Here is an 11497-nt window from a genome sequence, read left to right as displayed (position 1 = left end):
TAAAGCGGCGCGCTTCACGTCTTGGCTCCCTCTCCCCTCCGGGGAGAGGGTTGGGGTGAGGGGACCATCTAGCCTCAGTGACGGTTATAACCATGGATACCGCCACCTTCGGGAGCTATAGCAACCCATCAACGCCGCCACACCGGCCTTAAGCCCTCAGCGCTATGGCGCGTTGCGCAGCGCTATGGTCTCACCGCTGTGTAGCGGCGAAGGGATCCCGCAGCGAGGCCCCAGAGAGCGTTCCGGCCTGTATTCCGCGCAACGCTACGAGCCTTGGCTTTGAAGGCCATTTCTCTGGGTTACTTCTCTTTGGGCCAGCAAAGAGAAGTGACTCGGCCTCCGGCAGGAGGTCGAAACGCCCGCCGCGCAGGCGGCACCCTGGCGATCACGCCACACCAGAACAAAATCCCCCATCCAGCCACCCGCACCCTCAAATTACTGCACTGCACACACCTCATCCCAAGCAATCGGCTATCGTGCGCATCCGCACCCCCAGTCCCCCACCCATGGACCAGCCAGCGCCAGCCATCAACGAGCTTCACCCTCGCCGCCGCGCCGCGGTAATGCTGATCTACATCACCGTGGTGCTGGACATGCTGGCGTTTGGCATCGTCATCCCGGTGTTGCCGCACCTGATCGAGCAGTTGGCCGGCGGTGGCATTGCCAATGCGGCGTGGTGGGTGGGCGTATTCAGCACGGTGTTTGCCGCCGTGCAGTTCGCCTTCTCGCCGGTGCAGGGCGCGCTGTCGGATCGCTTCGGGCGACGCCCGGTGATCCTGATTTCCAATGCGGGCCTGTCGCTGAATTTCGTGCTGCTCGCGCTGGCGCCAACCTTGTGGCTGCTATTCTTTGCGCGCGTGCTGCTGGGCATGACGGCCGCCAGCTTCACCACGGCCAATGCGTATATCGCCGACATCACGCCGAAGGAGAAGCGCGCCGCAGCCTATGGCGTGCTCGGCAGCGCATTCGGGCTGGGCTTCATCATCGGTCCGGGCGTGGGCGGCTTTCTCGGCCATTACGACCTGCGCCTGCCCTTTTGGGTCGCCGCCGCGCTGGCGGCCTGCAATTTCCTGTATGGGCTGTTCGTATTGCCCGAGTCGCTGCCGAAGGAGCGGCGCACGCCGCGCTTCGAGATGCATAGCGCGCACCCGCTGGGTTCGCTGACGCTGCTGCGCCGCTATCCGCTGGTGCTGGGCCTGGCGGTGGTGATGTTCCTGGTGTACCTGGCGCATTACGTGCTGCAGACCACCTTCGTGCTGTATGCGGATTATCGCTACGGCTGGGGTCCGCAGGCGGTGGGTTATGTGTTGATGCTGATGGGTGGCTGCGACGGCTTGGTGCAGGCCGTGCTCACGCGCCGGCTGGCGCCGCGCTTTGGCGAGCGGCGACTGATGCTGGGCGGCATGTTGTGCGGCATTGGCGCATTCCTGGCGATGGGGCTGGCCGACAACGGCTTCGTGTTCCTGCTGGGCATTCCGCTGATGGCGCTATGGGGCCTGTCGCAACCGCCGATCCAGTCGATCATGACGCACCAGGTGGACCCCAGCGAACAGGGCCGCCTGCAGGGCGCGATCAGCAGCCTGGCGAGCTTCGCCGGCATCTTTGGTCCGTTCCTGTTCGCCCAGGTGTTCTCGTTCTCCATTTCGCCGGCATCGCCGTGGCATCTTCCCGGCCTGGCCTTTGTGCTGTCGGCGGTGCTGCTGGCCATCGGTACGGTCATCGCCGTGCGCGTCACGCGCCACGCACAGGACCTGGCCGGTGCCCCCGCCACGGCAAGCGCGGAGGCCACGGCGGAACTGCCGCCGTCGACCCCGCTTCCACCCACGGTTTCCACCACCGAACCTTCGGAGCATTCCCCATGACACTGTCGATGTACCAGGCATCCGTTCCCGTCTTCCTGCGCGCACTGAGCAACCTGCAGCATGTGCTGCGCAAGGGCGAGGCCCATGCCGAGGCGCGCAAGTACGAGCCGTCGCTGCTGCTGCAGTCGCGCCTGACCCCGGACATGCTGCCGCTGACCCGCCAGGTGCAGATCGCCACCGACATGGCCAAGAACGGCTGCGCCCGCCTGGCCGGCGTGGAGCCGCTGAAGTTCGAGGACAACGAGTCGAGCTTCGACGAGCTGCACAAGCGTATCGAACGCGCCATCGAATACATCAAGAACTTCAAGCCGGACCAGATCGACGGCAGCGAGACGCGCGAGATCACGCTCAAGATGCGCACCGGCGAGCAGCATTTCGAAGGCCAGGGCTACCTGCTGCACTTCGTGATTCCCAACCTGTTCTTCCACTGCACCACGGCCTACGCCATCCTGCGCCAGGCGGGCGCGGACCTGGGCAAGACCGATTTCATCGGCAAGCCGTAAGTACGCCTGTCTCCCTCTCCCCGTGGGGCGACCCGAAGGTAGTCCCTGTGGGAGAGAGGATTGGACTGAGGGGCGGGTGCCTGCGTAGAAGTTGATCGGGGCGATAGCGCCCCCATCTCGACGACACCAGCACTCCGCCCCGAGGACCCGCCATGGCTGCCCCCACTCCGATCAAGATCGACTTCGTCTCCGACGTGGTGTGCCCGTGGTGCGCCATCGGGCTGAAATCGCTGGAACAGGCGCTGCAAAACTTGGGCAGCGACGTCGAGGTGAACCTGCACTTCCAGCCATTCGAGCTGAACCCGCAGATGGCGCCCGAGGGCGAGGACGTCGCCGAGCATCTGGCACGCAAGTACGGCAGCACGCCCGAGCAGATGACGCAGAACCAGGAGGCGATCCGCCAGCGCGGCGCCGACGTGGGTTTCACCTTCGACATGGACAAGCGCAAGCGCATCGTCAATACCTTCGATGCGCACCGGCTGTTGCACTGGGCCGCGCTGGAAGGCCGCCAGACCGAGCTGAAGCAGGCGCTGCTGGCGGCGTATTTCACCCAAGGGCGCGACGTGAGTTCGCATGACGTGCTGGTGGACGTGGCGGCCAAGGTCGGGCTGGACCCGCTTACCGCCCGCCTGGTGCTGGACGAGGGCCGCTATGCCCAGGACGTGCGCGCGCAGGAGCAGTTCTACCAGTCACAAGGCATCCGCGCGGTGCCGTCGGTGATCGTGAACGACCGCTACCTGATCCAGGGCGGCCAGCCGGCGGAAGTGTTCGAACAGACCCTGCGCCGGATCGCCGCCGAGGGCTGATCCGGCCGCCCGGCGGGAAGCGGGGCCCCGGACGTGCGAAAATGCGCGACTGTCACTGCCTGAACCCCGCGCCCGCATGCTGCGACTCACCGATATCAAGCTACCGCTGGATCACGCCGATGGCGCCATCGAGGCCGCCATCCGCGCCAAGCTGGGCCTGGGCAAGGATGCGCTGCGCGGCTATACGGTGTTTCGCCGCGGCCATGACGCGCGCAAGCGCGGCGCGATCCAGCTGATCTACACGCTCGACGTGGATGTGGCCGACGAAGCCGGCGTGCTCAAGCGCCATGCCGACGACAAGCACGTGCAACCCACGCCCGACACCGGTTACCACTTTGTGGCGCAGGCGCCCGAGCAGTTGGAACACCGGCCCATCGTGATCGGCACCGGCCCCTGCGGCCTGTTCGCCGGGCTGTTGCTGGCGCAGATGGGCTACAAGCCCATCATCCTCGACCGCGGCAAGGCGGTGCGCGAGCGCACGGTGGATACCTGGGGCCTGTGGCGCAAACGCCAGCTCGAACCGGAGTCGAACGTGCAGTTCGGCGAAGGCGGCGCCGGCACCTTTTCCGACGGCAAGCTGTACAGCCAGATCTCCGACCCGAAGCACCATGGCCGCAAGGTGCTCGCCGAATTCGTGAAGGCCGGCGCGCCGGACGAAATCCTGTACGTCAGCAAGCCGCATATCGGCACCTTCCGCCTGGTGACGATGGTGGAAAACATGCGCGCCACCATCGAGTCGCTGGGCGGCGAAATCCGCTTCAAGCAGCGCGTGGACGATCTGCTGGTGGATACCGACGCCGACGGCACGCGTCACCTGCGCGGCGTGGTGCTGGCCAGCGGCGAGCAGATCCGCAGCGACCACGTGGTGCTCGCCGTGGGCCACAGCGCGCGCGACACCTTCTTCATGCTGCACGAGCGCGGCGTGTACATGGAGGCCAAGCCGTTCTCCATCGGCTTCCGCATCGAGCATCCGCAATCGATCATCGACCGCGCGCGCTTTGGCCCGCAGGCCGGCCATCCGATCCTCGGCGCGGCGGACTACAAGCTGGTGCATCACTGCAAGAATGGTCGCTCGGTCTACAGCTTCTGCATGTGCCCTGGCGGTACCGTGGTGGCGGCCACGTCCGAGCCCGGCCGCGTGGTCACCAACGGCATGAGCCAGTACTCGCGCAACGAGCGCAACGCCAATGCCGCCATCGTGGTGGGCATCGATCCGTCGGATTTCGCACCGTTCGACGACAGCGGCAGCCCGCTGGCAGGCATCGCGCTGCAACGCGAACTTGAATCGCGCGCCTATGCACTCGGCGGTGGCGACTACAGCGCGCCCGGACAACTCGTGGGTGACTTCATCGCGGGCAAGCCATCCGCCAAATTCGGCGAGGTACAGCCCTCGTACAAGCCCGGCGTGCGCCTGACCGATCTCGCTTCCGCGCTACCGGACTACGCCATCGAAGCCATTCGCGAAGCACTGCCCGCCTTCGATCGCCAGATCAAGGGCTTCGCCATGCACGACGCCGTGCTTACCGGCGTCGAGACACGCACCTCGTCACCGGTGCGCATCCGCCGCGGCGACGACTACCAGAGCCTCAACACGCGCGGCCTGTACCCCGCCGGCGAAGGCGCCGGCTATGCCGGCGGCATCCTTTCCGCCGCCGTCGACGGCATCCGCGTGGCGGAAGCCGTCGCGCTGGCCATCAACGCGGGCCGCTGAGAGGGCATGCTCACCGACGCCATCAAGGACGACATCCGCGCCGCCTACACGCGACTGAAGGACGGCTTGCCGGGCTTTCGCGCGCGCGCGTCGCAAGGAAAGATGATCGCCGAGGTGGCCAAGGCACTGGCCCAGGAAGGTGGCGCGGCGGTGATCGAAGCACCCACCGGCACCGGCAAGTCGATGGCGTACCTGATCGCCGGCGTCGAGGTGGCGCGCGCGCAGAAGAAGAAACTGCTGATCGCCACCGCCACCGTCGCACTGCAGGAGCAGCTGGTGCAGCGCGATATCCCGCTGTATCTGAAGCTCAACGGACGCGAAGCGAAGGTGGCGCTGGCCAAGGGCCGTGGGCGTTACCTGTGCCCGCGCAACCTGGCGATGGCCAGCAACAGCCTCAACGATACGGCGCAGCTGGGCCTGGGCTTCGACGCCGACCTGGCGCTATGGACCAAGCCGCCGCAGGAGCGCGACAAGAAAGCGCTGTCCAAGCTCGCCGGCCAGTTCGATCGCGGCGAGTGGGACGGCGACATCGACGCTGCGCCCGAGCCGATCAGCGACGTGCTGCGCCCCATGATCACCACCAGCGCGGGCGGCTGCACGGGACGCAAATGCGGCCAGTTCATGGCTTGCCCGTTCTTCGCCGCGCGCCGCGCGGTGGGCGACGCGGACATCATCGTGGCCAACCAGGACTTGGTGCTGGCCGACCTCACCATGCCGCGCGAGGAAGAAGGCTTCGGCGGCGTGATCCTGCCCAAGCCGGACGAGACGCTGTACATCTTCGACGAAGGCCATCACGTGCCGTCGAAGGCGATCGACCGTGGCGCGGCCGAGGTGTACATGAGCGTGGCCGTGCGCCAGCTCAGCCGCCTGGGCCGGCAGATTCACGCGGCCTATTCGCTCACCGACAAGGAAGTGATCGGCAAGCTTTCGCTCGATGCCGGCGATGAAAAACTGCAGGAACTCAGCGACGCGCTGGAAGAACTGGAAAAGGAAATCCGCCTCGGCTGGCTCCCTTCGCCCGATGACAACGAGCCGATGTATCGCGGCTCGCTTGGCCAGTTGCCCGATGCCTGGGTGGAACATGCGCGCGCGCTCTATGTGTTCACGGGCGAAGTGGAACGCTGGGTGGGCGCGGTGCGCCGCGCCGTGCTGGAGATGACCGAAAGCGGCCCCACCCACGAGGCGTTGTCGCGCGAGCTGGGCATGGCGCTGGAGCGCATCGACCGCCAGGTGCGCACCTGGCGCGCCTGGTCGGCCAGCGATGGCGAGCATGCGCCGCCGCTGGCGCGCTGGGTCACGCTCAGCGGCGACCAGCAGCTGGTCTGCCATGCCTCGGCCGTATCGGCGGGAGGCCTGCTGCGCAGCGTGCTGTGGGGCAATGCGAGCGCGGTGGTGATGACCTCGGCCACGCTCAGTGCGGGCGGCAATTTCCGCGGCTTTGCCGATGCGGTGGGCCTGCCGGACGATTCGGTGACGCTCAGCCTGCCCTCGCCGTTCGACCTTGCCGCGCAGGCGCGGCTGGAAGTGCCCGCCATGCGCACGCTGCCCGACGCACGCGAGGAACACACGCAGGAAGTCTGCGACTGGCTGGCCGACAATCTCGATTGGGACGCCGGCAACCTGGTGTTGTTCACCTCGCGCGCCAAGCTCGATCGCGTACTGCAGAAACTGCCGATCGAATACGTGCGCAAGGTGCGCGCGCAAGGCTCGCTAGGCAAGGCGCAGCTGGTGGCCGAGCACATCGCCGATGTCGAGGCCGGCAAGGGCAGCACGCTGTTCGGGCTGGCCTCGTTCGGCGAAGGTCTGGACCTTCCCGGCAAGCTGTGCGAGACGGTAGTCATCACCCAGCTGCCGTTCGCGGTGCCGACCGATCCGGTCGGCGCGACCTATGCGGAATGGCTGGAATCGCGCGGGCGCAATCCGTTTATCGAAGTGACCGTACCCGAGGCGACGCGCCTGCTCACGCAGTATTGCGGCCGCCTGATCCGCACCGAAACCGACCACGGCCGCATCGTGCTGCTCGACCGGCGCGTGGTGCTGAAGCGTTATGGCGAGCGCATGCTGAAGGCGCTGCCGCCGTTCACCCGCGTCATCGAGAGAGTGGCATGAGCTTTCACATCATTCGCGCGGCCGATTGCCCGCCGCAGCCGTGGAAGAACGGCATGGGCACCACGCGCGAGATCGCCCGCTTTCCCGCCGATGCGGGCAGTGACGATTTCCTGTGGCGCGTCAGCGTGGCCGAGGTGAACAGCGCGGCGCCGTTCTCCGAATTCCCTGGCATCGATCGCCATATCGCGCTGCTCGATGGCGATGGCTTCAGCATGACCCTGGATGGCGAACGCACGCATGCGCTGGTGCATCCCTTCGTGCCGTTCGCCTTTGCGGGCGAGGCGCGCGTGGACGTGGCGATGGCCGGCGGCGCCACGCGGGATTTCAACCTGATGGTGCGGCGCGCGCTGGCCCATGGCGAGGTGCAGACCCTGACCTCACCGGGCAGCCATGCGCCTGATCCCGCATGCGTGCTGGTTTATCTGGCGCGGGGAACCATGGCGACGCCGGACGGCCTGCTTCAGGCAGGCGATGCCTGGCGGCCCGATCGTTCGCCCTTCGAACTGGGTGAAGACAGCGTGGCCCTGCTGGTGTTGGTGGTGCCTCGCTGAGCTGCCGGTCAACGCAGGAACGGTCCGCAAGGCCTATCATCCGGCTGTCCTGCCCCATCCCAAGGTGAGCCCATGGCACTGCTGATCCTCGGTCTGGTGATCTTCCTCGGCATACACTCCCTGCGGATTTTTGCCCAAGACTGGCGCAGCCGGCAGCTGGCCCGGCTGGGCGAGCTGCGCTGGAAAGCGTTCTATTCGGTGGCCTCCATCATCGGTTTCGTGCTGATCGTGTGGGGCTTCGGCCTGGCCCGGCAGCAACCGGTGGTGCTGTATGTACCGCCGCTGGGGCTGCGCCATCTCAATGCGCTGTTTACTCTGCTGGCCTTCATCCTGGTCGCCGCGGCCTATGTGCCCGGCAATCACCTCAAGGCGAAGCTGGGCCACCCGATGCTGGCCGGCGTGAAGTGCTGGGCGTTCGGCCATCTGCTGGCCACCGGCATGCTGCACGACGTGCTGCTGTTTGGCGCCTTCCTGCTGTGGGCGATAATCGACTTCGTCAGCGCCCGCCGCCGCGACCGCGCCGCCGGTGTCAGCTACCCCGCCGGTACGGCCAAGGGCGACGTCATAGCCGTGGTGGTTGGCGTGGCGAGCTGGGCCGTGTTCGCCTTCTGGCTGCATGGGTGGCTGATCGGCGTGAAGCCGCTGGGGTGACGGTAGTCATCTACGCGACGGCTTCCCGCTGCGCTAGAGTGGCCCCGTTTCCGATATGAGGGCCAGCCCATGGTCGCCTTCCTGCTCTGGTTGTTGCTGCTGGTGTTCTGCTGGCCGCTCGCGCTGCTGGCCCTGGTGCTCTACCCCATCGTGTGGCTGCTGACGCTGCCGTTCCGGTTGGTGGGCATCACCGTCGGTGCGGTATTCGCCCTGCTCGGCGCGATGCTGATGCTGCCGGCGCGCGTGCTGCGCGGCCGGCCTGCCGCCTGACCGGCGTGGACAAACCCAACGCGCCGTCCTGCGAACGCAACCGCGACCCCATTCTCGAGGTGCTGCGCGTGCATTTCGCCGACCGCCGGCAGGTGCTGGAGATCGGCAGCGGCACCGGCCAGCATGCCGTGCATTTCGCAGCGGCGTTGCCGCAACTGCAGTGGCAATGCACGGACCGCGTGGAGAACATCCCCGGCATCACGCTATGGCTGAACGAAGTGGCGCTGGTCAACACGCCACCGCCGCTCGTGCTGGATGTCAGCGGTGCCTGGCCGGTGCAGCGCTACGACGCCGTGTTCAGCGCCAACACGCTGCATATCATGGGCTGGGACGAGGTGGAGCAGCTGTTCGATCACTTGGCGGACGCAACGACCGACGGCGCCAAGCTGGTTATCTACGGCCCGTTCAACTATGGCGGGCGTTATACCAGCGAAAGCAACGCGGCCTTCGACCAGTGGCTGCAGGCGCGCGGCGCGCACATGCGCATCCGCGACGCCGAGGCGGTGGATGCCCTGGCTGACGCCGCGGGCTTCACCCTGCTGGACGACCTCGCCATGCCGGCCAACAACCGCTGTCGCGTGTGGCAGCGCCACCCGGGATAACACACGCCTTTCGGCCTAGCGCCCAACCATTGGCATTTGCGCAAGGACGCGTCAGGATGCGGCCAATGGCGACCTGCCCGTCGCGCCCACCGATGCCATGCGACCCTACGTGCAAGCGATCGATACGCTCACCCCTTGCCCCTGCGGCAATACCGCCGGCTACGCCCAGTGCTGCGGACCGCTGCACGAAGGCGGCATCGCCGCCACCGCCGAGCAGCTGATGCGCTCGCGCTACAGCGCCTATGTGCTCAAGCGCGAGGACTACCTGCTCGCCACCTGGCACCCCAGCACCCGGCCCGCCACGCTCAAGCTGGGCGCGCAGCAGCCGGCGCCCACCTGGCTGGGACTCTCCGTGAAGCACCATGCCAGCGAGGGCGACCACGCCACCGTGGAATTCGTGGCGCGGCTGCGTTATGGCGGGGGCAAGGCGCAGCGCATGCATGAGGTGAGTCGCTTTGTGCGCGAGGATGGGCGGTGGTTTTATGTGGATGGGGAGTTTCCTGATGCTCGAGGGACTGAGTGACTGGGGCCTTTGTGTGACGTGGACGCCGCATAAATAAACCATCGCCCCCAACAAGCATCACCGAGCAGCCGCAACGATCGGCACCGCCGTCTCCCCTTCTTCCCGCCCCATCGCCCCAAAACGCCGCTCCACCACAACACCGTGCCCGTCGTAACCGATAGCCACCACCGTGCTCGCCCGCGTGCCATACGACTCGCCACGGATGAACGCCGAGGACAACCAGCGCTCGCGCTCCAACCCCACGCCGGTATCCGGCAACTCACTGTCCGGATACACATGCGGATCGGCCAATGCGGCAAACAGCGGCGCGAAATCATCCGGCTCGCTGCCTTCGACCCAGGCCTGCAGGCGCCGCATCAGCGCCCGCGTCTTGGGCCACGGGGTGTTGAAGTCGGCATTGGAAAGACCGTGCACGCCCGGCGTAATCGCCTGCGCACGCGGTTCGGGTCGATTGCCGAGATAGAACGCGTTCTGCGTGTCGAACGTCAGCAGATTGAAGGGGCGGTAGTCCGCCGCCGTGTCCAGCAGGGCATGCGCATGTTCGATGGCGCCAGCGCTTCCGGCAAGATAATCCAGCGCCAACAGCCCGCGCGACCGGCCCTGTTGCGGATCGCGCGGATCGCGCACATTGGTGACCACGCTGCAGCGACCGTCGTCGGCTACGCCCAACCAGGTGCCGCCAGCCTCCAGATCCTTGCCGGCGATGATCGGCGGCTGTTCCCAGCGCGCCAGCGGCAGGCTGGGTCGCGCATGAAATTCATCGCGATTGCCTGCCAGCAGCAGGCGCCAGCGTGGATGAACCTGCCAGGCGAATGCGATCAGGCACATGTCGAGTGGACTCGCAGCGTCATCGAGTCATTGTCGATGACCCGCAGCGCCAGTACCAGCGCCGGCTAAGCCAGCACCGTCGCCCGACGCAGGCGCACCGCCTCGGCCCAGCGCGCCGCCACGCGAGGCGAGGTGATGCACACCGCTTCATCGGTACGCGTGGTGACCGCGCGCTCCAGCAGCTGGATATCCGCCTCGTGCTGGCGCGCCACATGCGGGTCTTCGAAGAAGATGACGCGCTGGCAGCGCCGTTCCAGCACCAGGTCGGCGATCTGGGCGTCGCCGCCCAGCGGGCCGCTCTGGTAGCGCTCCACCCAGGGCACCTGCACGGGCCAGCCGCGACTCCAGGCGAGTTCATTGAGACGCTGGCCGGTGGTGCCCGTGCCTACGCGGCAGGCGAAGCGGGACAGCACGTCAAAGTGCTCTGTCGCGTAGGCCAGCATCTGCGGCTTCATCGCATCGTGGGCGATCAAGGCGACGGTTTGCGATTCCAGCGCGTAAAAGGCGTCGGCGCCGGTATCGGGCGCCATGCCGGCATGGATGCGCTCAAGCTCGATCCAGTCGCGGGCCGACGCCACGGTGGAAATGAATGGCTTGCCGTGGATGACGCACTGCCGCTTGAGCGCCACCGCCTCGGGGAAGATCGACGAGGGATCGACCGGATCGATCAGGTAGATCGCGCCGTCCAGCACGCGGTCATCGCCCAGGCCCACCACTTCGGCCACCAGCTTCATCAGGCCGCCCTCGCGGCCATAGGGGTAGCGCCGCAGCGGCGCATAGTCCGCCAGCAAGCCGCTGCGCTCGATCGCATCGTAGGTGCGCCCCACCGCATGCAGGCCAAGCCCCAGTTCGCGTATGCCCGCCCCGCAAGCGCGCAACCAACGGAAAAGTGCGGCATCCGCGTGGGCGTGGTGAAGCTGGTTGGCGGCAAGGCCGAGACGCATGGTGTTTCGCTCCGATGACTAGGGACGGGCCGCCGGGTCGTTGGTCCGACCGCGGCGTCATCAGAGTGTGCACGACATGGGGGCCGCGACGCTACCGCAGCTGCGGGAACGCGGGGTGATGGGATCACCCCGCGCGC

Annotated in this window: 12 protein-coding genes; 10 read left to right on the top strand and 2 right to left on the bottom strand. The window is 66.9% G+C overall.

All coding sequences use genetic code 11. The annotated features are described in order from the left end of the window. The first annotated feature begins 506 nt into the window (after positions 1-506). The 10 genes from MJ606_RS16210 to MJ606_RS16165 all read left to right on the top strand — a co-directional run bounded on the left by MJ606_RS16210 (position 507) and on the right by MJ606_RS16165 (position 9588). Positions 507-1862, top strand: coding sequence for a TCR/Tet family MFS transporter (locus MJ606_RS16210; RefSeq protein ID WP_243050590.1), 1356 nt, complete (start codon positions 507-509; stop codon positions 1860-1862). After that, the gene (locus MJ606_RS16205) at positions 1859-2365 is read left to right on the top strand and encodes a DUF1993 domain-containing protein (RefSeq protein ID WP_243050580.1); all 507 of its coding nucleotides are present in this window, start codon (positions 1859-1861) and stop codon (positions 2363-2365) included. The genes MJ606_RS16210 and MJ606_RS16205 overlap by 4 nt, the downstream gene beginning before the upstream one ends. Before the next feature lie 152 nt (positions 2366-2517). Continuing rightward, positions 2518-3171, top strand: coding sequence for a DsbA family oxidoreductase (locus MJ606_RS16200; protein WP_243050579.1), 654 nt, complete (start codon positions 2518-2520; stop codon positions 3169-3171). Positions 3172-3247: 76 nt separating this feature from the next. Then, positions 3248-4882, top strand: coding sequence for an NAD(P)/FAD-dependent oxidoreductase (locus tag MJ606_RS16195; protein WP_243050578.1), 1635 nt, complete (start codon positions 3248-3250; stop codon positions 4880-4882). A gap of 6 nt (positions 4883-4888) precedes the next feature. Next, positions 4889-6991: an ATP-dependent DNA helicase DinG gene (dinG, locus tag MJ606_RS16190; RefSeq protein WP_243050577.1), complete on the top strand. Its 2103-nt coding sequence runs from the start codon at positions 4889-4891 to the stop codon at positions 6989-6991. Further along, positions 6988-7542: a HutD family protein gene (locus MJ606_RS16185; protein ID WP_243050576.1), complete on the top strand. Its 555-nt coding sequence runs from the start codon at positions 6988-6990 to the stop codon at positions 7540-7542. Before dinG ends, MJ606_RS16185 begins: the two co-directional genes overlap by 4 nt. Before the next feature lie 72 nt (positions 7543-7614). Then, entirely contained in the window at positions 7615-8193 is a 579-nt protein-coding gene (locus MJ606_RS16180) for an NnrU family protein (protein ID WP_243050575.1), read from the top strand. A 69-nt stretch (positions 8194-8262) separates the two neighbouring features. Further along, positions 8263-8463 (top strand): hypothetical protein, encoded by a 201-nt coding sequence (locus MJ606_RS16175; RefSeq protein WP_243050574.1) that lies wholly within the window; start codon positions 8263-8265, stop codon positions 8461-8463. 5 nt (positions 8464-8468) lie between these two features. Beyond that, complete coding sequence (locus MJ606_RS16170; protein ID WP_243050573.1) at positions 8469-9065, top strand: DUF938 domain-containing protein; 597 nt, start codon at positions 8469-8471, stop codon at positions 9063-9065. Positions 9066-9162: 97 nt separating this feature from the next. Next, entirely contained in the window at positions 9163-9588 is a 426-nt protein-coding gene (locus MJ606_RS16165) for a YchJ family metal-binding protein (RefSeq protein ID WP_243050572.1), read from the top strand. Positions 9589-9645: 57 nt separating this feature from the next. Here the strand turns inward: MJ606_RS16165 and MJ606_RS16160 are convergent, their stop codons facing one another. Both MJ606_RS16160 and MJ606_RS16155 read right to left on the bottom strand, forming a co-directional pair. Further along, complete coding sequence (locus MJ606_RS16160; protein ID WP_243050571.1) at positions 9646-10416, bottom strand: NRDE family protein; 771 nt, start codon at positions 10414-10416, stop codon at positions 9646-9648. A gap of 65 nt (positions 10417-10481) precedes the next feature. After that, on the bottom strand, positions 10482-11360 hold the full coding sequence (locus tag MJ606_RS16155; RefSeq protein WP_243050570.1) for a methylglyoxal synthase: 879 nt from the start codon (positions 11358-11360) through the stop codon (positions 10482-10484). Between the last annotated feature and the right edge of the window lie 137 nt (positions 11361-11497).

The organism is Dyella sp. RRB7 (genome assembly GCF_022761115.1).
In the GTDB taxonomy this organism is placed as follows: Bacteria; Pseudomonadota; Gammaproteobacteria; order Xanthomonadales; family Rhodanobacteraceae; genus Dyella.
The sequence above is the reverse complement of the archived record's forward strand: the minus strand, read 5'-3'. Positions and strand labels throughout refer to the sequence as shown.